Annotated in this window: 21 protein-coding genes, 1 tRNA gene and 1 riboswitch; of the genes, 12 read left to right on the forward strand and 10 right to left on the reverse strand. The window is 66.7% G+C overall.

From position 1 onward, the window contains the following. Positions 1 to 11: 11 nt before the first annotated feature. The 7 genes from MUN85_RS12845 to MUN85_RS12610 form a co-directional block, all read right to left on the reverse strand. A complete protein-coding gene (locus tag MUN85_RS12845; protein ID WP_250504980.1) occupies positions 12 to 1,490 on the reverse strand; it encodes a sensor histidine kinase in 1,479 nt (492 codons plus the stop codon). Next, positions 1,487 to 2,200: a response regulator transcription factor gene (locus MUN85_RS00990; RefSeq protein ID WP_092563406.1), complete on the reverse strand. Its 714-nt coding sequence runs from the start codon at positions 2,198 to 2,200 to the stop codon at positions 1,487 to 1,489. Before MUN85_RS00990 ends, MUN85_RS12845 begins: the two co-directional genes overlap by 4 nt. Positions 2,201 to 2,209: 9 nt before the next feature. Further along, positions 2,210 to 3,478 carry a M18 family aminopeptidase gene (locus MUN85_RS00995; RefSeq protein WP_250504981.1) on the reverse strand — a complete coding sequence of 423 codons (1,269 nt, stop codon included), beginning with the start codon at positions 3,476 to 3,478 and terminating at the stop codon, positions 2,210 to 2,212. Positions 3,479 to 3,502: 24 nt separating this feature from the next. Continuing rightward, positions 3,503 to 4,969, reverse strand: coding sequence for an amidohydrolase (locus MUN85_RS01000; protein WP_250504982.1), 1,467 nt, complete (start codon positions 4,967 to 4,969; stop codon positions 3,503 to 3,505). 17 nt (positions 4,970 to 4,986) lie between these two features. Beyond that, the gene (locus tag MUN85_RS01005; protein ID WP_250504983.1) at positions 4,987 to 5,553 is read right to left on the reverse strand and encodes an NYN domain-containing protein; all 567 of its coding nucleotides are present in this window, start codon (positions 5,551 to 5,553) and stop codon (positions 4,987 to 4,989) included. 70 nt (positions 5,554 to 5,623) lie between these two features. Next, positions 5,624 to 6,484, reverse strand: coding sequence for a PspA/IM30 family protein (locus tag MUN85_RS01010; RefSeq protein ID WP_250504984.1), 861 nt, complete (start codon positions 6,482 to 6,484; stop codon positions 5,624 to 5,626). A gap of 79 nt (positions 6,485 to 6,563) precedes the next feature. Beyond that, positions 6,564 to 8,606: a TPM domain-containing protein gene (locus tag MUN85_RS12610; RefSeq protein WP_348647920.1), complete on the reverse strand. Its 2,043-nt coding sequence runs from the start codon at positions 8,604 to 8,606 to the stop codon at positions 6,564 to 6,566. Positions 8,607 to 8,677: 71 nt separating this feature from the next. Here MUN85_RS12610 and MUN85_RS01025 point away from each other — a divergent pair, with 71 nt between their 5' ends. The 4 genes from MUN85_RS01025 to MUN85_RS01040 all read left to right on the forward strand — a co-directional run bounded on the left by MUN85_RS01025 (position 8,678) and on the right by MUN85_RS01040 (position 11,887). Next, entirely contained in the window at positions 8,678 to 9,382 is a 705-nt protein-coding gene (locus tag MUN85_RS01025) for a type 1 glutamine amidotransferase (protein WP_250504985.1), read from the forward strand. Positions 9,383 to 9,459: 77 nt separating this feature from the next. Continuing rightward, the gene (locus MUN85_RS01030; RefSeq protein ID WP_250504986.1) at positions 9,460 to 9,837 is read left to right on the forward strand and encodes a cold-shock protein; all 378 of its coding nucleotides are present in this window, start codon (positions 9,460 to 9,462) and stop codon (positions 9,835 to 9,837) included. Positions 9,838 to 9,851: 14 nt separating this feature from the next. Beyond that, positions 9,852 to 10,628 carry a DUF3027 domain-containing protein gene (locus tag MUN85_RS01035; protein WP_092563383.1) on the forward strand — a complete coding sequence of 259 codons (777 nt, stop codon included), beginning with the start codon at positions 9,852 to 9,854 and terminating at the stop codon, positions 10,626 to 10,628. Then, on the forward strand, positions 10,625 to 11,887 hold the full coding sequence (locus tag MUN85_RS01040; RefSeq protein ID WP_250504987.1) for an MFS transporter: 1,263 nt from the start codon (positions 10,625 to 10,627) through the stop codon (positions 11,885 to 11,887). The genes MUN85_RS01035 and MUN85_RS01040 overlap by 4 nt, the downstream gene beginning before the upstream one ends. Here the strand turns inward: MUN85_RS01040 and MUN85_RS01045 are convergent. After that, positions 11,884 to 12,831, reverse strand: a complete 948-nt coding sequence (locus tag MUN85_RS01045; RefSeq protein ID WP_250504988.1) for an NAD(P)-dependent oxidoreductase — start codon at positions 12,829 to 12,831, stop codon at positions 11,884 to 11,886. The genes MUN85_RS01040 and MUN85_RS01045 overlap by 4 nt on opposite strands. A gap of 76 nt (positions 12,832 to 12,907) precedes the next feature. Here MUN85_RS01045 and MUN85_RS01050 point away from each other — a divergent pair, with 76 nt between their 5' ends. The 4 genes from MUN85_RS01050 to MUN85_RS01065 all read left to right on the forward strand — a co-directional run bounded on the left by MUN85_RS01050 (position 12,908) and on the right by MUN85_RS01065 (position 18,517). Beyond that, positions 12,908 to 14,371, forward strand: a complete 1,464-nt coding sequence (locus tag MUN85_RS01050; protein WP_250504989.1) for an NCS2 family permease — start codon at positions 12,908 to 12,910, stop codon at positions 14,369 to 14,371. Between the two features lie 107 nt (positions 14,372 to 14,478). Then, entirely contained in the window at positions 14,479 to 16,449 is a 1,971-nt protein-coding gene (locus MUN85_RS01055; RefSeq protein ID WP_250504990.1) for an OPT family oligopeptide transporter, read from the forward strand. Between the two features lie 215 nt (positions 16,450 to 16,664). After that, positions 16,665 to 17,156: a MarR family winged helix-turn-helix transcriptional regulator gene (locus tag MUN85_RS01060; protein ID WP_250504991.1), complete on the forward strand. Its 492-nt coding sequence runs from the start codon at positions 16,665 to 16,667 to the stop codon at positions 17,154 to 17,156. Beyond that, entirely contained in the window at positions 17,153 to 18,517 is a 1,365-nt protein-coding gene (locus tag MUN85_RS01065; RefSeq protein ID WP_092563371.1) for an MFS transporter, read from the forward strand. The genes MUN85_RS01060 and MUN85_RS01065 overlap by 4 nt, the downstream gene beginning before the upstream one ends. On the opposite strand, the gene MUN85_RS01070 is transcribed toward MUN85_RS01065, so the two are convergent. Further along, entirely contained in the window at positions 18,514 to 19,533 is a 1,020-nt protein-coding gene (locus MUN85_RS01070; protein ID WP_348647921.1) for a phosphoserine transaminase, read from the reverse strand. The genes MUN85_RS01065 and MUN85_RS01070 overlap by 4 nt on opposite strands. 149 nt (positions 19,534 to 19,682) lie before the next feature. Here MUN85_RS01070 and MUN85_RS01075 point away from each other — a divergent pair, with 149 nt between their 5' ends. From MUN85_RS01075 to MUN85_RS01085, 3 genes are all read left to right on the forward strand, one after another. Next, a complete protein-coding gene (locus MUN85_RS01075; protein WP_250504993.1) occupies positions 19,683 to 20,363 on the forward strand; it encodes a metal-dependent transcriptional regulator in 681 nt (226 codons plus the stop codon). 146 nt (positions 20,364 to 20,509) lie between these two features. Further along, positions 20,510 to 20,676: riboswitch (cyclic di-AMP (ydaO/yuaA leader) on the forward strand. Then, on the forward strand, positions 20,675 to 21,502 hold the full coding sequence (locus MUN85_RS01080; protein WP_250504994.1) for a C40 family peptidase: 828 nt from the start codon (positions 20,675 to 20,677) through the stop codon (positions 21,500 to 21,502). (Overlaps the previous riboswitch by 2 nt.) A 237-nt stretch (positions 21,503 to 21,739) precedes the next feature. After that, positions 21,740 to 22,669 carry a universal stress protein gene (locus MUN85_RS01085; RefSeq protein WP_250504995.1) on the forward strand — a complete coding sequence of 310 codons (930 nt, stop codon included), beginning with the start codon at positions 21,740 to 21,742 and terminating at the stop codon, positions 22,667 to 22,669. 54 nt (positions 22,670 to 22,723) lie between these two features. On the opposite strand, the gene rocD is transcribed toward MUN85_RS01085, so the two are convergent. Further along, on the reverse strand, positions 22,724 to 23,947 hold the full coding sequence (rocD, locus tag MUN85_RS01090; RefSeq protein WP_250504996.1) for an ornithine--oxo-acid transaminase: 1,224 nt from the start codon (positions 23,945 to 23,947) through the stop codon (positions 22,724 to 22,726). Between the two features lie 176 nt (positions 23,948 to 24,123). Here rocD and MUN85_RS01095 point away from each other — a divergent pair. Next, a tRNA-Arg gene (locus MUN85_RS01095) sits at positions 24,124 to 24,196 on the forward strand. Positions 24,197 to 24,214: the final 18 nt, after the last annotated feature.

Raw genomic sequence — 24,214 nt, forward strand, 5'->3', positions numbered from 1 at the left:
CGATTGCCACCTCATTGCTCGGTTGTCTCAGTCATCACAGCCGATGGTGGGCGCGGGAGCAGAAGTTTGACGGTTAAACCGCCGCCGTCGGTCGTGCGCACGGCGATCTCACCGGAGTGTGCCTCGACGATGGCCGCGACGATCGCGAGTCCCAGGCCGGAGCCACCGGAGGTGCGGGCGCGCGAGGTATCGACGCGGTAGAACCGGCGGAAGATCTGGGAGGCCTCCTCGGGCGGGACGCCCGGCCCGTGATCGCGGACCTCGACGACGGCGCGCTCGTCCTCGGTGCCGACGGCGAATTCGACGGGGGAGCCCGCGGGCGTGTGCTTCATGAGGTTGCCGACGAGGTTGGCTAGGACCTGGCGGATCTTGTCCGGATCGGCGCACGCGAGGGTCTCGCTGGCGGCCGAACCGTCCAGGGCGATGACCTCGACGGTGCGGGAGGTATCGAGCACGGCGAGGTCTTTGGCGGCGTCGGAGGCGAGCGCGGCCAGGTCAATAATGTCGATATGCAGCGGGCGGCCCTCATCCAGGCGTGCGAGCTGGAGCAGGTCGGCGACGAGTTCGCCCATGCGTGCGGCCTCGGACTCGATGCGCCCGATTGCCTCGGGCAGGTTCGCCTCGGGGATGCCGCCCATGCGGTAGAGCTCGGCGTAGCCGCGGATCGTCGCGACGGGGGTGCGCAGCTCGTGGGAGGCGTCGGAGATGAACTGGCGGGTGCGGGCCTCGGAGGCGGTGCGATCGGAAAATGCCTGCTCGATCTGGGCGAGCATGACGTTGAGCGATTGGGCGAGCGAGCCGACCTCCGTCGTCGGGGGCCGGGGCCGGATACGCCGGGACAGGTCCCCGGCGGCGATCGCGCCGGCCGTCGCTTCGATCTCGCGTAGCGGGTTGAGGTGGCGGCGGATCGCGAGCCAGGAGACGAGGCCGCCGATGACGACGAGCAGGATGGAGGTGCCGACGAGCAGCCCGATGGAATCCTCCAGCGGGCGCAGCACGCTCGCCGTCGGTAGCGCAACGGAGAGCACCCCGATCACGGACTGCGTCGCCTGGTTATACAGCGGCACCTGGTAGACGCGCCACGGCCCGCCGCTTTCCTGATTCGGCACGGTCACGGCCTGGCGGCTCGTGGCGCGCGATTGGGAGTCGAGCTCGGCGATCGTCGGGCTGCCGAACTCATTGACGGTGTCCTCGCGCACGAGCTGGCTGGAGCGGCCGTCGACGAGATCGACCTGGATGAAATACTGGCTCGGCAGTTGTTCGTCGCTGCGCTGCTGGTCGAGCCACTGCGCGGGCGAGGCCTGCAGGGAGTTGGCCGTCGTCGCGAGTTGGACGTCGAGCTGGGTGAGCAGCGAGGAGCGCAGGATCGAGCTCGTGACGAGGAAGGCGACGAACAGGCCGAAGCTCAGCAGCACGGCGAACGTCGTCACGAGCCGGGTGGAAAGCGGAATCTCCTCAAACCGGCTCGTGCGCGGCTGGATGCCGCTCACTGCCTGGCCTCCTCCGCTCGCAGCATGTAGCCGACGCCGCGGCGGGTGTGGATGAGGGTGGGCGCGTCCGGCATCTCGACCTTGCGGCGCAGGTAGGAGATATAGGACTCGACGATGTTCGCATCGCCCATAAAGTCGTACTCCCAGACGTGGTCCAGGATTTGCGACTTGGAGACGACGCGTTCGGCGTTGATCATGAGGTAGCGCAGCAGCTTGAACTCGGTGGGCGACAGATCGATGAGGACGCCGCCGCGGTGGACCTCGTGCGTGTCGTCGTTCAGGACGAGATCGGCGTAGGTCAGGCGCGAGTCGTCGTCGAGGATCGGGCGGGTGCGGCGCAGCACGGCGTTGATGCGGGCGACGACCTCCTCCAGCGAGAATGGCTTCGTGACGTAGTCATCGCCGCCCTCCTGCAGGCCGGTGAGCTTATCGGCGACGTCATCGCGCGCGGTCAAAAACAGCACGGGTACCTCGATGCGGGCGCTGCGCAGGCGCCGGATGACGGTGAAGCCGTCCATATCGGGCAGCATGACGTCGAGCACGATGAGGTCGAAACTCGTCGTGCGTGCCAGGTGCAGGGCGGCGTTGCCGTCGGCTGCGGTGTCCACCTCGAAGCCCGCAAACCGCAGCGAGGCGGCGAGCAGATCGAGGATATTCGGTTCGTCGTCGACGACGAGGAGGCGGGGTTTGGCTTCGTCGGTCTCGCGCATGGCGCTCCTTTACAGCTCGATCGTGGTGTAGAACGCGGAGATGGCGCTGGCGAGGGCGGGCAGGTCCTTCGTGCCGGCGAGTTCGCGCGCGGAGTGCATCGACAGCAGCGGGACGCCGACGTCGACGGTGGTGAGGCCCAGGCGGGTGGCCGAGATCGGGCCGATTGTCGAGCCGCAGGGCATCGCATTGTTGGAGACGAAGACCTGGGAGTCGATGCCGGCGGCGGCGACGGCGCGCTGCCACATCGAGATTCCGATCGCGTCGGTGGCGTAGCGCTGCTGGGAGTTGACCTTTAAGACGGGGCCGGCGTTCAGCAGCGGGCGGTTGTCCGGGTCGTGGCGGTCGGCGTAGTTGGGGTGGACGGCGTGCCCGGCGTCCACGCTCAGCAGCGCGGAGCGGGTGAGTATTGCAGCGGTCTCGTCACTGGATGCGCCGAGCGCCGCCGCGGTGCGGGTAAGGACGTCGGCGAGGATCGGGCCCGCGGCACCGGAGCGGGTGGCCGAGCCGACCTCCTCGTGATCGAAGGCGGCAAAGACGAGGATGTCGCGCGTGTGATCGGCGAGATGCTCAAGCGCCCACAGCGCCGCGTGGGTCGAGGAGAGGTTATCGAGCCGGCCCGCGGCGAACAGGTCCTCGTTCGCGCCGATGACGGCGGGCGGCTGGGTGTCGATCGCGTAGATGTCGTGGCCGGTGATATTTCCGGCGCGCAGGCCGGCGGTGCGGGCGATGACGTCGAGGATATCGGCGTCCTCGTCCCCGACGGCGTAGATCGGGGCGGTGTGCTGCTGCTTGTTGAGCTTGAGGCCGTCGGCGGAGATCTGGCGGTCGAGGTGGATCGCGAGCTGCGGGATGCGGGCGACGGGCCCGGTGCGCACGAGGTGGACGGCGCCGTCGGCATCGACGACGCGGCCGGCGAAGGCGAGGTCGCGATCGAGCCAGGAGTTCAGCAGCGGGCCGCCGTAGATTTCCACGCCGACGCTCTGCCAGCCGTATCGCGAGATCGCGGGGATGGGCTTGAGCTTGACCGACGGCGAATCGGTGTGGGTGCCCACGATGCGAAAGGCACTCGAGGCATCGGCGCCCTCTGGCACGACCCAGGCCATGAGCGCGCCGTCGCGGATGAGGTAGTGGCCGCCGGGGGAGGCGTCCCACGCATCGGATTCGCTGTGCCGCGTGAACCCGGCCTCGGATAGGCGCCGGCCGATTTCGTCGGCGGCGTGGTAGGAGGAGGGCGAGGCGGTAATGAAGTCAGCGAGATCGGCGATGAAGTCAGTCATGCCGTCCATTATCTCACCGCTTGGTTACGCCGCGAAGGTCACCTCGCCCGCACGCAGCGTGGCGCGCACGCTCATCTCGCGCAGGGCGGCCGCGGTGATGCCGGGCGCGAGCGGATCGGCGGCGAGTAGGGCGAGGTCGGCGGGGCTGCCCACCCGGGGCCGGCCGGCGCCGGCGACCGAGGAAAACAGGGCGCTCGCGGGACTCATACGCTCGGCCGGCTGCCATGCGGGCTCGCCGCGCCCGACGGCGGCGGCGATCGCGAGCCACGGGTCCAGGGGCGCGACGGGGGCGTCGGAGCCGAGGGCGAGGGTGACGCCTGCCTTGGACAGCGTCGTGAACTGGTAGGGCGTCTTGCCGGGCCACAGCTCGTGGGCGACCTCGCGGTCATCGAGCAGGTGGGCGGGCTGGATCGAGGCTGTGACGCCGAGCTCGGCCATCCGGTGGATGTCCGAGCGGCGTATGAGCTGGGCGTGCTCGATGGAGCCGGTCGCCCCCGTTGCGGCGAAGACGTCGAGCGCGAGCGCGTTCGCGTGATCGCCGATGGCGTGGATCGCGAGGGCGATACCGTGCTCGTGGGCACGCCGGGCGAGGCGCTCGAGCTCGTCGGGCGGAACCGAGAGGACACCGTGGCCGCCGCCGGGGTAGGGATCGAAGCAGTAGGCGGTCTTCGTGTTGAGGGAGCCGTCGGAGATGATTTTCAGCGGCCCGAGCCGCACCTGGCCGTCCGCCGTGAGCTCATTGCCGGTCGCAAGGCCCCGCGCGATGACGGTTTCGAGGTCGCCGGCATAGAACCCGGTTCGCACGTGAAGGGCGTTCAAACCGCGGGCCACGCGCTCAGGCCAGGTGTCGAAGTTCGGCGCGAAGTCGACATCGGTGATGCCGACGACGCCTCGGCTGGCCGCATCGGCGAGTGCCGCGCGCAGACCGGCGTCCGGGTCGGCGGCCGGTAGCGCGTCGATGCGGGGCAGCAGGTCGAACCATTCGGTTTCTTGCACGGGCTCCTCGCGCCAGGGTAGGTCGAACAGGCGCTGCGCGGCCGAGTTCAGCCACGCCGAGTGGTAGTCGGCGCTAATCGCGATGACGGGCACCTCGCCCGTCTCCTCATCGAGCAGGCTCGTCGTGGGAGCCGGGTCCCACAGCGCGCCCCGGTAGCTCATGCCAATGACGGCCCCGCTGCGCGGCGGCGGATTGGAGTCTGCCTCCGCGGCGAGCAGCCTGGCGCACGCGCGCGCATCGCTCGCGCCCGAGAGGTCGAGGCGCGTGAAGGTCGCGGCCCACTGCCCGAAGTGCACGTGCGCGTCCCACAGCCCGGGGCTGAGGTAGGCGCCCTCGCCCGCGAGCACCTCGCCCGCGGGCGCCTGCTCGCCGGCCGGCGTGATCGCGGCAATCGCGCCGCCTTCTAGGCTGACGTCGACGGCTTCGGCGTTCGGGGCGCCGACGATCCGCACCTCGGTGATGGTGTGCGGGCGGGCGCCGAGCGTGGCTGTCATGGGATGCTCCTTGCGGCTTAGAGGAAGTCCTCGGGGTGGAAGTCTTCAAGCGAAATGATCTTCACGCGCGGCAGCGCCACCTGGAAGGCTTGCACGTCGGCTTCCAGGTCGTAGATTTCCAGGCCCTGGTCGACGAGGGCGGCGAGTTCGGCGTTCAAGAATTCGCGGAAGCACAGCACGCCGACGCGCGAACCGATTTCCAGCAGCGCCTCGACCTGCGGGATGAAGTCGCCGTCGTGGCTGGCGAGCAGCACGTGGGCGGGGCCGCGATCGGCGAGCGCCTCCAGGGTGCGTTGGATGCCGACGTCGACGACCTTTTCGGTGCCGGTCCCGGCCAGAGGGATCGGGCGGTAGTCCATAGCAATGAGGGCCTGGACGAAGCTGATGGGCATCTGCCCGGAGGTGGCGTTAAGGAAAAACAGGGCGCGCACATCGCGCCCGAAGCGAGAATCGGCGTAGGTCAAAATACGGTCCCAGCGGGGCCGCTCATCGGGGTGCGGGCGGCGGTTCAGGACCGACATCCCGAGGGTGGCGTCGATGTTCTCGCCATCGATTAACAAATAGGTCGTTTCATTGTTTTCCATAGGCTCTAGCGTAGTGGGCAAAGCTCAGCGGCGGGCCCCGGTGTCCGGAACCCGCCGCTGAATGTGTCAGTTAGTGGCCGGTGGCCTGGCCGGAAGAACCGAAGGAGTCCTTCGAGTACTTCCGGGCGCGCTGCGCGTAGTCCTCATCGTCGTGATCCTCGACGAATTCGACGTCGTCGACGACCTCGGCTTCCTGATCGGAGGTGATCTGCGGGGTCGGCTCGCCGCGCAGGGCCGCGAGGCGAGCCTCGATCTCGGCGTTGGTGTTGGAATCCTCCAGCTCCGCGAACTGCGACTCCAGGGAGGCGCCAGCGATTTCCTGCTTGCCGGCGACGCGGGCTTCTTCGCGACGGACCTGTTCTTCCCAGCGGGAGATTTCCGTCGTCGGGTCGAGCACGTTGATCGAGGAGATCGCATCGGTCACGCGGGACTGGGCCTCAGCGGACTTCTGGCGGGCCACGAGCTGATCGCGCTTGGACTTCAGCTCATCGAGCTTCGACTTCATCTGGACGAGGCCGTCCTTGAGCTTGTCGACGACCTCGTTTTGCTGCGTGATCATCGGCTCTGCGGCCTTGACCTCGTTCTCGGCGTTGATCTGCTTGGTGATCGCGATGCGGGCGAGCTTGTCGAACTTCTCGGCGCCATCGCTATCGCCGGCGCTGCGAAGTTCTTCGGCCTTGGTGGCCGCGGAGCGAGCCTTGTTGCCCCAGTCGCGAGCTTCGGCCTTGTCGGACTCATAGTCCTTTTCGGCAAGACGCAGGTTACCGATCGTGACGGCAACGGCTTCTTCGGCCTCGCGAATCGAGTTCGTGTAATCGCGCACGAGTTGATCCAGCATCTTCTGAGGATCTTCCGCGCGGTCGAGGATGGCGTTGATATTCGCCCGAGTGAGCTGGGCAATACGGCCGAGGATGGTCTGCTTCTCTGCCATGGGGTGTCCTTTCAGGAGTGCGACCTCGTGGTCACTATTGATGGTAGAAGGTCGAAGTGATCTGCGCTATATCTATGGGCTAGAACCGGCCGCCGCCGCCTCCGCCGCCACCGAAGCCGCCGCCCCCGCCGAAGCCGCCGCCTCCGCCGAAGCCGCCTCCGCCGAAACCGCCGCCGCCTCGGCCACCGCCGAGCATGCCGCCAAGGATGTTGCCGAGCACCTGGCCGGCGATGACCTGGCCGAGGATGTCTCCGCCGCCGCCGCGCCGTGAGCGGCCGCCGCCCCAGTCGTCCCAGTCATCGGGGTCCCAGCCGGGAGGCCGCGCGGGATCCCGCCAGGGGCCGCCGAGGTTGGCGCCCGAGGACAGGTCGGTTTGGGCGATGCGGGTCGCGGCATCGATCTTTTGGATTCCGGCCGAGGCGACCTGCACCGCCTGGACGGGATCGGTGCTGGCCAGCGAATGCGCGCGCTCGGACAGGTCCACCGCTTCGGTGAACATCGAACGGGCACGCGAACCGATGCGGGCGCGGTGGGTCTGCAGCAGGCCGTCCAGGTGACGCAGCCGGCTATCGAGCTGGCCGAGGCGATCGGCGAGATTGCGTTCGGCGCGCTGCTGCTGCTCTTCCGCGGCGCGGTAGGGCTCGAGCGCGCGGTCGATCGCGTCCTCGGCGCTTGTCAGGGCATTGAGTGCGCCGACGGGATCGCCCTGGCGCTGCTGGGCTTCATGCCCGAGCGAGATCGCGGCCTGCGCGCCCTTGCGTTCCGGGGCGAGCGTCGTGCGGTCGGGCAGCAGCCGATCCGCGTCCTTCAGGTCCGAGCTGATCGAGGCAATGGCCGCGGGCAGGCGCTTGGCCGCCTCGGCGATCTCGGTATCCGCGCGGCCGACGACTTCCAGGAGCTCGGCGGCCTGCGAGATGGCGCCCTCGGCGAGGCGCGCCTGGACGACGGCCGAAGCGCGGTCGTTCTTTTCCACCCGCTCTCGGCCGGCCCCAATGGCGTGGCGGGCGGTGTCCAGGAAGTCCTTGGCGCGCTGCGGGTTGCCGACGAAGGACGCGAGAGCGCTCGCCGGGTAGCGGTTGGACAGCGTCGCAAGGATCGAGCGCGTGCCCTCCAGCCGGGAGCGAACTTCGGTCTCGCGCGTGGTGAGCTCCGCGAGCACGGACTCGACGCGGGACTGCATGTTGCGCAACTCGGAGAACTGCTTGAGGTGTTCCTCCACGCTCGAGCGGGCCTCGTCGGTCAGATCGAGGATCTCGCGGTAGCGGTCCATCGTCTCGGCCTCGCTGAGTTGGCCTGCCGCGGCCGGATCATCGATCGACTTTTGGATGGCGAAGGCCTGCGCGAGCAGCTTCTCGGCCTGGGTGAGGGAGGAGGTGAATTCGTCGGTCTGCTGGAGGCCGAACTCCGCCTGCGCGAAGCCCAATTCGTCGCGGGCGCCGCGGATCGCGTCGTCGACGTCGACGAGGGCCGATCCGGCCTGTTGGGCGAGGCCGCGCAGCGTCGTCGCGCGCTGCTGGCGTTCCTTGCCCTTCTTCCGTGCCCGTGAGACCCCGTAACCGGCGAGCGCGAGCCCGCCCGCGCCAAGGGCGGCGACGGGCAGCACCGGGAAGCCGGGCGTGAGCGCCGAGTTGATGCCGCTGACCGCCCCGCTAACGGCGCCGGCCCAGTCATTGCGCGACAGCGCGCCGCTGACATCGGAGTTCGCGATCGAAGCGATCTGCGAGGATGACAGCTCGGCGTTGCGGTGGCGGGCCAACTGGAAGTTGCGATCCTGCACGGCGACGGCCAGCAGGTACTGGTCCTCGCCGAGGTCGGACAGCTGGCCAGTGCGATCCGCCCACTGCTCGCGGCTGATCCCGTCAAAGGTATGAACGAACACGACCCACAGATCGGCGCCGTGCTCCTCGCGCAGCTTCCCGATCTGGTTGGTCAGGTCCGTCTTTTGCGCCGCGGACAGCACCCCGGCGTGGTCCGTGATGCGTTCGGGCAGGCGCTCGGGAGCCTCGAAGCCCACACTGATAGCCCCCGCGGGTGCTTCGCTCACCGCGTGGGCCGGCAGCACCGGGGCAAGCACGATCAGGCCAAAGGCGCCGATCGCCGTCGTCGTCAGCAATTTCTTCACGCTTCCATCATCCCGAGCAGAACTATGAGCCGCAACACTATCGGGACCGATTCAGCGCTAAGCTCACGAGCGTGACACTTCCCGTAACCGTCATCCAACACGACGACGATGTGCCCCTCGCCCGCTTCGCCGACTGGCTTGGCGGAGAGGAAGACCTCGAACTGCAGGTCGTCAGCGGCCGCCACGACGCAATCCCTGCTCGGCCCGGCGCGGGCCTCATCGTGCTCGGTGGGGAGGCCAATGCCTATGCCGATGACGTGGCGCCGCATCTGCCCGCGACTCGCGACCTCATCGCCCATGCCGTCGCCGAGGACATTCCGGTTCTCGGGATCTGCCTCGGCCACCAGCTGCTCGCCGTCGCGACCGGCGGCGAGGTGACGATCTCCCATCCGGCGGGTCGGGAACTGGGCGCGATCGAGGTGTCGTGGAGTGAGGAGGCCGCGGCCGATCCGATCCTTGGTGAGGCGGTGGCAGCGAACCTCACCGCCGCGGCCTCGATGCACTCCGATGCTGTGACGCGCCTGCCCGAGGGCGCGCAGGCGCTCGCCCACTCGGCCGACTACCTCCAGGCGTTTCGGATCGGGAGCGGCCTCGGCGTCCAGTTCCATCCGGAGGCGAGCCCGAAGCTCATAGCGGGCTGGACGGAGAATTACCCCGAGGTGGATTCGGCGGCGGTCTTGGCCGAGCTCGCCGCCCACGACGAGGCGATCGCCGCGCTGGGTCGCGCGCTGGCGAGCGGCTTCGCGCGGGAGGTCCTCACCCGCGCACGGCCGTAAGCACGGCGGCTATTGTCCCGATAGAATAGGGGAGCTTGTGCATTCATAAGCGGAACAACCGTGGGGAGGATAGCGCCATGCCCAGTGGCAAGGTCAAGTGGTTCGATGCCGATAAGGGCTTCGGGTTCATCACCGGCGATGACGGCCAGGAAGTGTTCCTGCACGCCTCAGCGCTACCCGAGGGCGTGACCACCCTGCGAGCCGGAGCAAAACTCGAGTATTCCATCGCCGATGGCCGGCGCGGCCCCCAGGCCATGTTCGTCGAACTCCCCGAACCCGTCCCCTCCGTCTCGCGCAATTTGCGCCGCAAGCCCACCGAGATGGTGCCGATCGTCGAGGACCTCATTCGGATGCTCGACGCCTCCTCCAACGCGCTGCGCCGCGGCCGCTACCCGGAGCATGGCCACAAGCTCGCCCAGGTCCTGCGCGCGGTGGCCGATGATTTTGATGCGTAACTAGGTAGTTATAGATGAGCTCACCAGCTAAGAAGACCCCGATCGATAAGACGCTCGCCGGCGCGATCGACGTCGCCCGCGCGGCGGCCGTCGACCTCGCGGGTGAAGACAAAGTCGGCGAGCATGCCGCCTTCGACATGGAGGACACGCGGCTCGGCACCCACCGCTTTGCCTGCACCGATCCGGGCTACCGCGGCTGGTTTTGGGCCGTCACCCTCACCCGCGTCCCGCGCGGTCGCGCCGCAACGATCTGCGAGGTCGCGCTGCAGCCCGGCCCCGATTCGCTGCTGGCCCCGCCGTGGGTTCCCTACGCGCAGCGCCTGCGTCCCGAGGACGTTCGCCCCGGCGACACCCTGCCCTACGTCCCGCACGATGAGCGCCTCGTCGAGCAAAGCGATGCCGAGCTCGCCCAGGCCGCGGACGAGGAAGCCGATACCGAGTTCGACGAGATGGGGCTCGGCCGCAAGCGCGTCCTGTCGCCCGCCGGCCGGGCGGCGGCCGCCGAACGCTGGTACGCCGGCCCCGGTGGTCCCAACACCTCCTCCGCGCGGCGCGCCAAGGCCAAGTGCGGCACCTGCGGTTTCCTGCTGAAGCTCTCCGGATCCACCCGGCACATGTTTGGGGTCTGCGCCAACGAGTGGTCCTCCGATGACGGCCGCGTCGTGAGCCTGGATCACGGCTGTGGCGCCCATTCCGAAACCGATATTCCGGCCCGCAGCGGCGACTGGCAGCAATCCGAGCCGGTCATCGACGAACTCGATCTCGAACCCTTCACGCTCAGCGAGTCGTGACTCGCGATATCGGTCTGCCGACCGGTCCCATGTTTCCCATGCGGACCGTGGTGCTGGGAACCTTCGTCCCGACGATCTTTTTCGAACTTGGCGCCGGTGCGGTCATTCCGATCATTGTGGCGACCGCCACCGACGTCGGGTTTTCGCTTGGCGGTGCGGCCTTCCTCGTCACGGTGCTCGCCATCGGCCAGATCCTCATGGACGTGCCCGCGGGCGCGATCGCCGCGCGCGTGGGGGACCGGGCCGCGATGCTCGCGGCCTCCGTCGTCGCGATCCTCGGGTTCATTGGCGCCGGGCTCGCCACGAATCCCGTCCTGCTTATTTGTTCGGTGCTGCTGATCGGAGGTGCGTCCTCCTCCTACTTTCTTGCGCGCCAGTCCTATCTGACCGAGATCACCCACCCGCTGCGCCGGGCCCGCGTGATGTCGACCCTCGGCGGGATTCACCGCGTCGGCTACTTCATTGGGCCGTTCGCGGGCGCCGCGGTCATCAAACTCTCCAGCCTGCACGCGGTCTACGCGCTCGCGGTGATCTCCACGCTCATCGCGATGATCTTCGTGGCGGTCTTCGGCTCCGAAAAGGGCGTGAAAACCCCGGGCATGCGTCAGCGCCTGGCCGCCGTCAAGGACAAGCCCGCCGTCCCGATGACCGAGATTTTCCGCAAATTCTGGCCGGTGTTCTCCACCCTCGGGATCGCGGTGCTCCTCATTGGTTCGGTGCGGGCCGCGCGCATCAACGTGCTGCCGCTGTGGACCGAACACCTTGGGATCTCGCCGGAGACGACCTCGATCGTCTTCGGTATCGCCAATGCCGCCGACATGCTTTTGTTCTATCCGGCCGGCAAGCTCATGGACACCATGGGACGGCTCTGGGTCGGGATTCCCGCGATGATCATTATGGGCGGCGCGCTTATCGCGCTGCCGTTCACCACGACCGTGATCTCCGTCAGCATCGCCGCGATCGTCCTAGGCCTTGGCAACGGCATCTCCTCTGGCATCCTCATGACCCTCGGTGCGGACGTCGCCCCCAGCGAAGGGCGAAGTCAGTTCCTTGGCGTGTGGCGACTATTTTCCGACTTCGGCGGCGTGCTCGGTCCCGCCATCCTGACCGGGGGAGCGTTCCTCGGCTCGCTCGCCGCCGGCATCTGGGTCATGGGCGGAATGTCGGTGGTCTCCTCGGCCGCGCAGGCCAAGTGGGTGCCGCGCTGGAGCGTGCACGCCTCGCGCGGCACCCGGCGCGCGGCCGGGCTCCTGGACTAGCGCTCGACCCGATTGATGAGCCGGTCGAGCTCACCGCGACGAATGGCCTCGACGTTGTCGCGAATGGTCGGCTCGGGGTTATCGGGCCGACCACCAGCCGAATGCGGCGTGATGATGAGATTCGGGGTATCCCACAACTTCGAGTCCGCTGGCAGCGGCTCCTCGCGCGTCACGTCGGTGGCGGCGCCCGCGATCTCACCGCCGCGTAGTGCGGCCATGATGGCATCCTCATCCCACGTAGTCGCGCGACCGACGTTCACGACAAGAGCGTGTTTCGGCAGCAGGGCGAGTCGGCGGGCATCGAGGGCGTCGGCGGTCGACTCGCTGGTCGGCAGCACCATGATGAGAATGTCGGTCTCAGCCAGCTCGGAATCGATATCGCCCTCGGCCACGACGGGAAAGCCCGCGCGGTCGCCTGCACTGCGGGCAACGCCGCGCACCTTGGCGCCAAAGACCTCCAGGACTTTGGCGATCTGGGTCCCGATCGAGCCGAAGCCCCAAATGAGGACACGCGCATCAATCAGGGTCGTGATCTTGCCCTCGGGATGCAGCGGCTGGCTGCCGGTGATCTCGGTGGCCCACCGGTGCTCTTCCTGAGCCTGCAGGGACAGCGGAAGGTGGCGGACGAGCGCCAGGGTGAGCATGAGGGTGTGCTCGGCGACCGTGCGGTCGTGAAAACCTCGACCCGTCGTGATCTCAACACCGGGCGGGACGGCACCGGAGGCCAAGAGCGCATCGGGCCCAGCGGCAAGCGTTTGGATGAGTTTTAAGTCGGGCAGGGTCGGCAAAATTTCGTTCAACCAACGGTGACCAAAACCCCACATCACAATGACGTCAGCATCACGGTGTTGTTCAGCAATGGGCTCACCAAAGGTGTATAAAACGACCTCGTCCTGGGGAAGGTCTAAGTCAAGAGCGACATCGCCGGGAACCAAGATCTTCATGAGGGGCCTTTCCGCAGGGTTTTCTCTTGCCCCCAGTGTGCCGGAGGTGAGCGAAAAGTGTGGGACCATTCCTTTCGTGAACGCACCTGTCACCACCCCTCAGCACTCCGGCTTCGCCGGCACTCTTGATCGCTTCTTCCAGATCTCCCAGCGTGGCTCCACCATCAGCCGGGAGATCCGTGGGGGCCTCGTGACCTTCTTCGCGATGTCCTACATTCTCGTGTTGAACCCCATCATCCTGTCGGGCATGGACTCCGCTGGCGGCTTTCTCGGCCGCGGCGCGGAAGCTAACATCCCGGCGATCGCGGCCGGCACGGCTCTCATTGCCGGCCTGCTGTCGATTCTCATGGGCGTCTGGGCGAACTTCCCGCTGGCGCTCGCCTCGGGCATGGGCCTGAACGCCATGGTCGCCTTCACCCTCGTGGCGGCCACCGGCCTGACCTGGGCGGAGGCGATGGGCCTGATCGTCTGGGAAGGCATCATCATTCTCGTCCTGGTGCTTACCGGATTCCGCGAGGCGGTCTTCCGGGCGGTTCCCGCCCAGATGAAGACGGCCATTTCTGTGGGTATCGGCCTGTTCATTGCGCTTGTTGGCTTGGTCAACGCCGGCATCGTCCGCCCCGGCGGCACCCCGCTGCAGCTCGGCATCAATGGTTCGCTGGCCGGATGGCCCGCGCTCATCTTCGTCGTCGGCCTGCTCGTCACGATCGTCCTCATGGTTCGCAAGGTCCGCGGCGCGATCCTCATTGGTATCCTCACTGCGACCGTCCTCGGCATCATCGTTCAGGCGATCGCCCAGCTTGGCCCGAAGTCCGAGGAGAACCCGACGGGCTGGGGCCTGACGGTCCCCGCGCTGGATGGCTCCCCGGTCTCGCTGCCGGACTTCTCCACGATCGGCCAGTTCGACCTGTTTGGGGCCTTCGGCAAGATCGGCTTCCTCGCGGTCATCCTGCTGGTCTTCTCGCTCATGCTCGCCGACTTCTTCGACACCATGGGCACGATGGTCGCGATCGGTGGCGAAGCCGACCTGCTCGATAAGGAAGGCAACCCGCCGCGCACCCGCCAGATCCTCGTCGTGGACTCCATCGGCGCCGCCGCCGGCGGCATGGGTGGCGTCTCCTCGGCGACGAGCTATGTCGAGTCCTCGGCGGGCGTCGGAGAGGGTGCCCGTACGGGCCTCGCGACGACGGTCACGGGCATCTTGTTCCTGCTGTCGATGTTCCTCGCGCCGCTCGTCGAGCTCGTGCCCTCCGAGGCCGCATCGACTGCGCTCGTCGCGGTCGGATTCCTCATGATGACCCAGGTGACCGAGATCGAGTGGCACCGCCCCGAGATCGCGATCCCCTCGTTCCTGACGATTGCCCTCATGCCGTTTGCCTACTCCATTACGGTCGGCATCGGCGCCGGGTTCGTCACCTATCTGATCATCGAGCTGGCGCTCGGCAAGGTGAAGAAGATCCATCCGCTCATGTGGATCGTCTCCCTGCTGTTCGTCCTTTACTTCGTCCTTGGTCCCTTGCAGGGCTTACTGGGCGTGTAACGCTGCTGCCAGTGCCGGCATCCGGGGAAAAAAGCCCCTGGTGCCGGCACTTTGCGGTAGTAGCCTGAACTGATTGTTTCCGTCTTCCCTCTGGAAAAGAGACTCCGTTGTCATCTGACACCACCACATCGCCCGTCCGGGAACTCACCATCCGCGGGATTATCCTCGGTGGAATCATCACGCTGGTGTTCACCGCCGCGAACGTCTACCTCGGCTTGAAGGTCGGTTTGACCTTCGCGACATCGATCCCCGCCGCGGTCATCTCCATGGCGGTGCTGCGCTTCTTCGCGCAGCATTCCGTCGTCGAAAACAACATTGTCCAGACGATTGCCTCGGCGGCGGGAACGCTATCCGCGATCATCTTCGTGCTGCCGGGCCTTGTCATCGTCGGCTGGTGGACCGGATTCCCGTACTGGACGACCGCCGCGCTGTGCGCGCTCGGCGGCATCCTTGGCGTCATGTATTCGATCCCGCTGCGTCGCGCGATGGTGACGGGATCGGACCTGCCCTATCCCGAGGGCGTGGCCGCCGCCGAAGTGTTGCGAGTGGGCGATACCGAGGGCGCGGCCGAGGACAACCAGCAGGGGCTGCGCGTCATCATCGCCGGTTCGCTCGCGGCCGCCGCAATGTCGCTGGGTGCGGCGCTGAAGGTCGTGGCGAACTCGATTGGTACGGCCTTCCGGATCGGCTCGGGTGGCACCCTGTTTGGGGCGAGCCTGTCGCTCGCGCTCATCGGCGTTGGCCACCTCGTTGGCGTGACGGTCGGTATCGCGATGATCGTCGGCATGATTATCTCCTACGGGATCCTGCTGCCGATGCGTTCGGCCGGCACGCTGCCCGCGACCGGTGACATCACCGATGCCGTCTCCACCGCCTTCGCACACGACGTGCGTTTCATCGGCGCCGGCGCGATCGCGATCGCCGCGATCTGGACGCTCATCAAGCTCATCTCGCCGATTACGCGCGGCATCAAGGAGGCCTTCGAGTCCACGCGCGCCCGCCGCCAGGGCGGCCACGTCGAGATCACCGAGCGCGACCTGCCGATGACGGTCGTCATCGGAACGACGCTCGCCTCCATGCTGCCGATCGGTGTGCTGCTGTGGCTCTTCGTCCAGGACACCCCGCTCGCACACAACTCCGTTGGGCTCGTGGCGATCGCCGTCATCTACATCCTGCTCATCGGCCTCGTCATCGCTGCCGTGTGTGGTTACATGGCGGGCCTCATCGGCGCCTCGAACAGCCCGATCTCCGGCGTCGGCATCCTCGTCGCCATCACCGCGGCGCTGCTCATTAAGACGGTGCACAGCCACAACCCGAACGAGATCACCTCGCTCGTGGCCTTCACGCTGTTCGTCTCCGCCGTCGTCTTCGGTGTCGCGACGATTTCCAACGACAACCTGCAGGACCTGAAGACTGGCCAGCTCGTGGGCGCCACGCCTTGGAAGCAGCAGGTCGCCCTCGTCATTGGTGTGCTCTTCGGTTCGGTCGTGATCCCGCCCGTTCTTGGCCTCATGAATACGGCTTTCGGTTTCGCCGGTGCCCCCGATGCCGGCCCTGACGCGCTCGCTGCGCCGCAGGCCTCGCTCATTTCCTCCCTGGTCAAGGGCGTGCTCGGCGGGGACCTGAACTGGGGGCTCATCGGGCTCGGAGCCCTCATCGGTATCGGCGTCATCGTGATCGACGAGGTCCTCGGCGGCACGACGAAGAAGAAGTGGGCGCTGCCGCCGCTGGCCGTCGGTATGGGCATGTACCTTCCGATGGACCTCACGCTCATCATCCCGGTCGGCGCCGTCCTCGGCCTGTTCTACGACCGCTGGGCCGCCCGCACCGCGCGACCCGAGCACGCCAAGCGCCTCGGCATCCTTGTGGCAACGGGCCTCATCGTAGGTGAGAGCCTCTTCGGCGTGCTCCTGGCCGGTGTCATTGCCGCGACCGGTTCCGAGACGCCGCTGGCGATCGTTGGTGATGGCTTCCAGACCGTCGCGAATTGGCTGGGCGTTGCGGCATTCGTTGTCGTGATCCTCGGTCTGTACCGCTGGGTCCAGCAGCGCGCTGCGGCACAAACAACGGCGCCGTAACCGCTACCGCTCCGACTCGAGCCGCCATGCCCGCCAGGGGATGGCGGCTCGTTCATTGCATAAAAGTAAAGGAAAGTCGGTGACGCGTCATCATCGGGTCGGATGAATCAAGGTAAAAAGGCGACCTTTGGCTGAAAAGGTGACCGTTGTCATCTATCGTTAGCTTAGGTAATGAGCTAAGCTAAGGGTGTTATTGAGATTTCACCTTGGACTAAATGATGACTGCGACACCGACTGACGAGACCTTTCCCCAGGCAGATGCGGTTATTGGCGTGCCGTTTGGGCCGCAAGAAGATGACCTGACCACCTTGGTGCGGGTAGCCGTTCACCGCACGGCCCGCCGGCTGCGCTTTGAAGCACAAAGCGCCGCGGATATCACCCAGTCGCAGTTCTGCGTCTTGGCCTCCCTGGATCGACACGGGCCGATGACGCCGGGTGAACTTGCCGAACAAGAACAGGTCCAGCCGCCCTCGATGACCCGAACCGTTGCGGGCCTCGACGAGGCGGGATACGTCCAGCGTGGACCGCACCCCTCCGATCGCCGCCAAGTTCTGGTGGGCCTGACGGACGAGGGCAGCGAAATTCTCAATACGGTGCGTCGCCGCCGCACGGCCTGGCTGACCGCCGCACTCAACGAACTTGACCCGAAGCAGCGCGACGCGATGCGTGAAGCTGCTGAACTCTTGCTGAAAATGGTGGAGCGATGAGCAAGACTTTCCAATCCCTTTCTTTCCATAACTACCGCATCTGGTTCATTGGTGCCCTCGTCGCAAACGTCGGCACCTGGATGCAGCGCATTGCGCAGGACTGGCTGGTCCTGCGCGTCCTGACCGACGGCTCGGGCTTTTCCGTCGGTGTTGTCACGGCACTGCAGTTTGCTCCGTTGCTCGTGCTTACCCCGCTCGCGGGCGTCCTGGCCGACCGGTGCAACCGTCGCAAGCTCCTCATATGGACGCAGGCGGGCATGGGGCTGACGGCCCTCGTCCAGGGCATCTTGGTCCTTGGCGGACACGCCCAGCTCTGGCACATCTACGTGCTTGCTCTTGTGCTCGGCGCGATCGCTGCGATCGATGCCCCCGCGCGCCAGATCTTCGTCGGCGAAATGGTGCCCTCCTCCTCGCTGCCGAACGCTGTTGCGCTGAACTCGACGTCGTTCAACGCGGCGCGCCTCATCGGCCCTGGCGTCTCCGGCATTCTCATTGCCGCCGTCGGCACGGGCTGGGTCTTCCTGATTAACGCGGTTTCGTTTGCCGCCACGATCGGCGCGCTCATGATCATGCGCAAGAGCGAGCTGCGGGAACTGCCCAAGGCGCCGCGCACCAAGGGGCAGGTCATGGACGGCCTGCGCTACGTCAAGCGCCGCACCGACATCATGGTCATCATGATCGTCGCGGGCGTCGTCTCCGCCCTCGGGTTGAACTTCCAGCTCACGAGCGCGGTCATGGCGACCGAGGTCTTCGGCCGGGAAGCAACCGGCTACGGCATCGTCGGCTCCGTCATGGCGATCGGCTCCGTCGGTGGCGCCCTTGTCGCGGCACGCCGCAGCCAGCCGCGCGTCCGACTCGTCATTATCTCCGCGTTTGTCTTCGGTATCGCCGCGGGCATCAACGCCATGGCGCCGACGTGGGAGCTCTACCTGCTGACCTCCATCGCCGTGGGCTTCTGCTCGCTGACGATGATCACCTCCGCGAACACCGCGATCCAGATGTCGACCGAGCCGTCGATGCGCGGCCGCGTCATGGCGCTGTACACGCTCGTCTTCCTGGGTACGACCCCGATCGGTTCACCGTTCGTCGGCTGGATCGCGGAGACGTTCTCGGCCCGCTGGTCCGTCGGGATCGGCGCGATCGCCTCAATCCTCGTCGCCGCGGGTGCGGCGCTGTGGGCCAAGCGCAACTGGCGGGTGGAGGTGCACTACCACTGGCACCGTCCCTACCTCGACATTGACGGCCCGGGTGAGCGCGCGGCGCGCCGCGCCGAGAACCTCGTGCCGCACGCCGAGGAGATCGAGGGCGACGCGACGCTCAACGCCTCCCGGGCGAAGGAAGAGCAGCTCCAAAGCGCCTAGGAGCGCAGCGCGGAAAGCGCCCAGGTGAGCCAGGCGATAAGAGCCTCGACGTCGCTGAGTGCAACCGAAGGGAACGTCCCAATGCGCACCTGGTTACGACCCAGCGAGCGGTAGGGCGCGATATCGACGATGCCGGCACGCTCGGCGAGCTCCGCACGCACCGCCTCAGCGTCGACCTCCCTCAGGTCGATCGTTGCGACAACGGGGGAGCGGTACTCGCTGCTAGCCACAAACGGCGAGGCCTGCGGGTGCTCATCCGCCCAGTCATAAAGCGCCTGCGACATTGCCCGGCAATGCCGCTCGATCGCACCCAACCCGCCCTCGGCCTCGATCCACCGCAGCTGGTCAGCAATCAGCGCAAGGTTCGTGACCGAGGGCGTGTTGTAGGTCTGGTCCTTGCGAGAATTCTCCAGCGCAATCCCAAGGTCGAGCATCGGCGGAATCCAGCGCCCTTGGCGCACCTGGCTGATCCGCTCGATCGCGGCCGGTGAGAGGATCGCGAACCACAGGCCGCCGTCGGCGCCGAGCGCCTTTTGTGGCGAGAAGTAGTAGGCATCGATACCGTCCAGCTCGAGCTCGACCGCCCCGGCGATCGATGTCGCATCAACGACGACGAGCTGATCGGCGTCGCGTTCGCCGACGTGATCGAGCGGTGAGCACACCCCCGTGGAGGTCTCGTTGTGAGCGAAGGCGAGCACGTCGGCGTCATCGGCACTGGACACCCCGACCCAGCTGCCGGGCTCGGCGTGGTGGATGATCGAATCCGCGAGAAACGGCGCCGATGCCGTCAGCGCCGCGAACTTGCCTCCAAACTTCCCGAACACCGCGTGCGCGGCACGCTCGCGCACGAGCGAAAACGTCAGTGCCTCCCAGACGAGCGTCGCCCCGCCATTACCAAGGACAATCTCATAGCCCGCGGGCACGTTCAGTAGCGCGCTCAGGCGCTCGCGGATCTCCCCGACGAGGCTGCGCACCGGAGCCGCCCGGTGGGAGGTTCCGAGCGGTGCGCGCGACAAGCTTGCGAGCTGTTCGGGGCGAATTCGCGTTGGACCGCTGCCGAACCTGCCGTCATGAGGCAAGATTGAGGGGACAGAAGCGAAGCCGGAATCATCCATGTCTTGACCATGGCACGTTTGCGTGGCGCGCGGGACGGAAGGACCACTCAGTGAAAGACCTCATCGATACCACCGAGATGTATCTGAAGACCGTCTACGAGCTGCTCGAAGAGGGCGTGCCACCGCTGCGTGCCCGCATCGCCGAGCGCCTCGGCCACTCCGGGCCCACCGTGTCCCAAACCGTGGCCCGCATGGAGCGCGACGGCCTGCTCACCGTCGACGAGGATCGCATCATCCGCCTCTCCGATGAAGGCTTTGCCAAGGCGAGCGACGTCATGCGCAAGCACCGCCTGGCCGAACGACTCCTCATCGACGTCATTGGACTGGAGTGGGAACTCGTGCACGACGAGGCCTGCCGCTGGGAACACGTCATGAGCGACACGGTCGAGGCCAAGCTCCTCGGGATCCTCGATTCCTCCGGCACCGACCCCTACGGCAACCCCATCCCCGAAGTGGGCGCTGACCCGGCCGTCGCGGCGGGCCTGGGCCTGCTTCCCCTGACCGAGATTAAGGGGGAAGACGAGCAGCACGTGACCGTCGCACGCATCGGTGAACCCCTGCAGGTTGATATCGAGTTGTTGACCCGTTTTACCGAAGCTGGAATCCTTCCTGGGGCTGAGATTACTGTCAGCGAACAGGACGGAATCCACGTAGTGGGCGCCACGAATTCTGACGTAGTTCTGGAGGTCCCCGACAATATCTCGCGGTCAATCTTCGTCAAACGCCGCTGACCCTTGTAGCTTCTCTACAGCTATCATCCCTAGGGATGAGGCCCTGTATCCCATCAGGCGTAACCGAAACGTGACAAGGCGAGGCAACGGGGCTAGTCTCGACTTCAGCTTGTGGAACCCTCCTCCATGAGTGGCACCGGCGGAGCCCAACCTCGCCGCCGCTCGGTGATATCGGACAAGACAGTTTGGCGGGGACGGGGGAACCACCATTTGGTTCTTTTCTCAGATACGAGAACCTAGGGGTAAAGCGCGAAAGCGCCGGGCACTCCGCCCGCACCCGACAGCTCACCTCGTCGGCATGGAGACAAGACGTGACCGCAACTTCTCGCAAGGCCCGATACGGCGCCCCGCGCACCGCTTTCTCTACGGTCAAAGACCTCACCGGTGCACTGACGGCAGGCAATTCCCGTAAGGGCACTGTTATTGCTGCCTCTTCTGGCCTGGCCCTGACCATGGTGGCTACCGCCGCCGGCGCCGCGACCGCTCCCACCCCGGAGCTCGCCGCTCAGGCCACGATCGATACCACTCACATTTCCCAGCAGGCCAAGACTGCCCTTGCCGCGCCGGTGACCGTTGAGGTCGCCAAGGACGCCGCCTGGGAATCCGGCGCAGCCGTCAAGGTTGATGCGAAGAAGGCTCCCAAGCCCGTCGTTCGCCCCGCCGCCGCCCCGCAGCAGACCGGTGAGCGCGAGACCGCTCGCGCCTCGCGCACCAGTGAGCGTCAGGCGCCCGCCCGCCAGCGTCAGCAGGCTGCCCCTGCAGCCCAGGAGCAGGCGCCCGTCGCTTCGGCTCCCGCCTCCGGCGTTGGCGCGAAGGTCGTTTCGATCGCCTACCGCTACGTCGGCACCCCCTACGTCCACGGCGGCTCGACCCCGGGCGGCTTCGACTGCTCCGGCTTCACCGCCTACGTCTACGCTCAGGTGGGCATCACCCTGCCGCGTTCGTCCTCTGCTCAGCGTGGCGCCGGCCGCGTCGTCTCGGCTTCCGAGGCTCGCCCCGGTGACCTCATCTGGTGGCCCGGACACGTCGGCATCTACCTCGGCAACGGACAGCACATCGCGGCCCGTAACCCGGGCACCCCGCTGAAGGCTGGACCGATCTATCGCAGCGGCGCGACCTTCATTCGCGTCACCGGCTAACGACGTCTCCGTTGCGCAGCGGCGAGGCGCGGTAGTCCGAGTCGCCCTTGTCGCGGCCTATCCAGCAGCATTGCTGCAACCCCTAACTGAAATGGCTCCATCTGCCCGGATGGGGCCATTTCGGTTTTCTCGGCGCCGAAAGGGTGCGAGGTCAGTGCGGCGGAAGTCAAAAAGAGGCAAAATAGGAAGCGAAGGCCACCCGACGGAGAGTGGCATCGGCAACAGGAAGGTGACGCCATGACTCACGAACCAGTGGTGCTAGTAGGAGTAGACGGTTCTCCCGCTGCCCTGGGCGCGGTCGATTGGGCGGTGGCGCACGCGAAACGGCTCGGCTGGCGCCTGCACATCGTCTGCGCGTACGCCCTACCCTCATTCCCAGCAACCTCGATCGATGGCGGCTACGCGGCCCTCGACGACACTCAGATTCATAACGGGGCCCAGCAGGTCCTGCACGAGGCGGTCACCCGCGCGGGCGACGGCCTGGAAGTAACTTCAGCGCTAGAGAACGGCGACCCGACGGCGGTCCTCGTCGAGCTGTCCAAGCAAGCCGGCCTCGCCGTGATCGGATCGCACAAGGGCTCCGGTTTCACCGACCGGCTGCTCGGCGCGGTCTCCTCGGCGCTGCCCGCCCACGCGCACTGCCCGACCGTCGTCGTGCCGCTGCGCGAGGAGGGCAAGGAGCCGCTCGTGCCGGTGCGACGCATCGTCGTCGGCGTGGATGGCTCCGAATCCGCCAAGGGCGCGCTCTACCAGGCCGTGCGGGAGGCCTCCGTGTGGGAGGCAGAGCTCACGGCAATCGCGGCGGTGGCGATCGCCTCGGCCGCGGGCACGCTGGCGTGGATGCCGGCCACCGTCGACCGCGATCGAATCCTCGCCGATGTGCGCGAGGGCCTCGACGTCGCGATCGATGCCGCGACGGCCGACTACCCGGACGTGCGGGTGCGGCGCCACGCGCTCGATGGCAACGCGGCGGCGCTGCTCGCCGAGTTCTCCACGGCCGTTGACCTCGTCGTCGTTGGCACGCGCGGCCGTGGCGGCTTCGCCGGCCTCATGCTCGGCTCGACCTCGCAGGCCCTGCTGCAGCACTCGGTCTGCCCGGTGATGGTCGTGCCCAGCAAGTACGACGCGAAGGAATTGTCGCCCACCGAAATGTGGCAACACCGCTAAGTGACGACAAAGCGGGCGGGAGATCGAGGTCTCCCGCCCGCTTTGACGTGCGCGTTAGTCGACGCCGATGGATGCGGCCTGCTCGTTCAGGACGGATTCGAGGATGTCCATCGCGTAGTTCAGGTCCTCCTCGCTGATCGTCAGCGGGGGAGCGAGGCGGATCGTCGAGCCGTGCGTGTCCTTGCACAGCATCCCGCGCTCGGCCAGGCGCTCACACAGCTGGCGACCCGTCAGGCCCAGGCGCGGCTCGACGTCGATGCCGGCCCACAGGCCGCGGCAGCGCGTCTCGGCCAGGTGGCCGTCGTTTTCGATCTTCTTCAGGCGCTCTTCCATGATCGAGCCGAGGCGGGCGGCCCGCTGCTGGATTTCGCCCTCGGCCAGGATCGTGATGACGGCGCGGCCCAGCGCGCAGGCGAGCGGGTTACCACCGAAGGTGGAACCGTGCGTGCCCGGAGTCATGACCTGTAGGACGTCGCGGCGGCCGACCACGGCCGAGACCGGCAGCACACCGCCGCCGAGGGCCTTGCCGAGCGTCGTGAGATCCGCGCGGACGCCCGAGTAGTCCTGGGCCAGCGTGTGGCCCGTGCGGCCAAGGCCGGACTGGATCTCGTCGAGGATCATGAGGACGTTGGTCTCATCGCACAGCTCGCGCAGCGCGGGCAGGAAGGAATCGGGCGGCATGACGACGCCGGACTCACCCTGGATGGGCTCGAAGAGCACGGCGACGGTGTTGTCGTCGATCGCTTCCTTCACGGCCTCGATATCGCCGAAGGGCACGACGCGGAAGCCCGGGGTGTAGGGGCCGTAGCCGTCTTTGGCATCGGCGTCGGTGGAGAAGGAGACGATCGTTGTCGTGCGGCCGTGGAAGGAGTTTTCCGCGACGATAATGTTGGCCTGCTCTGGCGCAACTCCCTTGACGTCGTAGCCCCACTTACGAGCCGCCTTGATCGCGGACTCGACGGCCTCGGCTCCCGTGTTCATTGGCAGCATCATCTCGGTGCCAGTGAGTTCGGTGAGCTCGCGGGCGAAGGGCAACATCTGGTCATGATCGAACGCGCGCGAGACCAGCGTGACCTTGTGAAGCTGATCGATCACTGCCTTGTTGAGCACCGGGTTGTTGTGCCCAAAGTTCAGCGCCGAGTATCCCGCCAAGCAGTCGAGGTACTTCTTTCCATCAACGTCGGTGACCCAGCAGTCGTCAGCGGATTCGATGACGACGTCGAGCGGACGGTAATTGGGCGCCAACACGGCAGTCCGATCAAGGGTGGATTGCAGCATTAAACCTCCTGAGAAACGTGGGTGAGGTGAAACACACCTCAGGCTGATCATAACGGGCAAAACGGATAAGCGTAACCCCCCGAAGAATCGGCGATTTGCGGCGGTTTTACGCCCGTATCGGATCGCGGGCTGAGCTGGTAACCTTGCGGAGGAACAAACCGCAACTGCGGGTTGCTGCCCTCGTAGCTCAGTGGATAGAGCACCGCTCTCCTAAAGCGGGTGTCGGACGTTCGAATCGTCTCGGGGGCACCGGCAGTGAGCGAGGAA

The sequence above is a fragment of the Bowdeniella massiliensis genome, from assembly GCF_023634005.1.
GTDB classification, from domain to species: Bacteria; Actinomycetota; Actinomycetes; order Actinomycetales; family Actinomycetaceae; genus Bowdeniella; species Bowdeniella massiliensis.

Excerpts from the sequence above, each read along its gene's own strand:
- MUN85_RS00990 (WP_092563406.1), bottom strand. The coding sequence starts at position 2,200 with ATGCGCGAGACCGACGAAGCCAAACCCCGCCTCCTCGTCGTCGACGAC.
- MUN85_RS00995 (WP_250504981.1), bottom strand. The coding sequence starts at position 3,478 with ATGACTGACTTCATCGCCGATCTCGCTGACTTCATTACCGCCTCGCCC.
- rocD (WP_250504996.1), bottom strand. The coding sequence starts at position 23,947 with ATGCTGCAATCCACCCTTGATCGGACTGCCGTGTTGGCGCCCAATTAC.
- MUN85_RS01065 (WP_092563371.1), top strand. The coding sequence starts at position 17,153 with ATGAGCAAGACTTTCCAATCCCTTTCTTTCCATAACTACCGCATCTGG.
- MUN85_RS01030 (WP_250504986.1), top strand. The coding sequence starts at position 9,460 with ATGCCCAGTGGCAAGGTCAAGTGGTTCGATGCCGATAAGGGCTTCGGG.
- MUN85_RS01045 (WP_250504988.1), bottom strand. The coding sequence starts at position 12,831 with ATGAAGATCTTGGTTCCCGGCGATGTCGCTCTTGACTTAGACCTTCCC.
- MUN85_RS01005 (WP_250504983.1), bottom strand. The coding sequence starts at position 5,553 with ATGGAAAACAATGAAACGACCTATTTGTTAATCGATGGCGAGAACATC.
- MUN85_RS01085 (WP_250504995.1), top strand. The coding sequence starts at position 21,740 with ATGACTCACGAACCAGTGGTGCTAGTAGGAGTAGACGGTTCTCCCGCT.
- MUN85_RS01000 (WP_250504982.1), bottom strand. The coding sequence starts at position 4,969 with ATGACAGCCACGCTCGGCGCCCGCCCGCACACCATCACCGAGGTGCGG.
- MUN85_RS01035 (WP_092563383.1), top strand. The coding sequence starts at position 9,852 with ATGAGCTCACCAGCTAAGAAGACCCCGATCGATAAGACGCTCGCCGGC.
- MUN85_RS01060 (WP_250504991.1), top strand. The coding sequence starts at position 16,665 with ATGATGACTGCGACACCGACTGACGAGACCTTTCCCCAGGCAGATGCG.
- MUN85_RS01010 (WP_250504984.1), bottom strand. The coding sequence starts at position 6,484 with ATGGCAGAGAAGCAGACCATCCTCGGCCGTATTGCCCAGCTCACTCGG.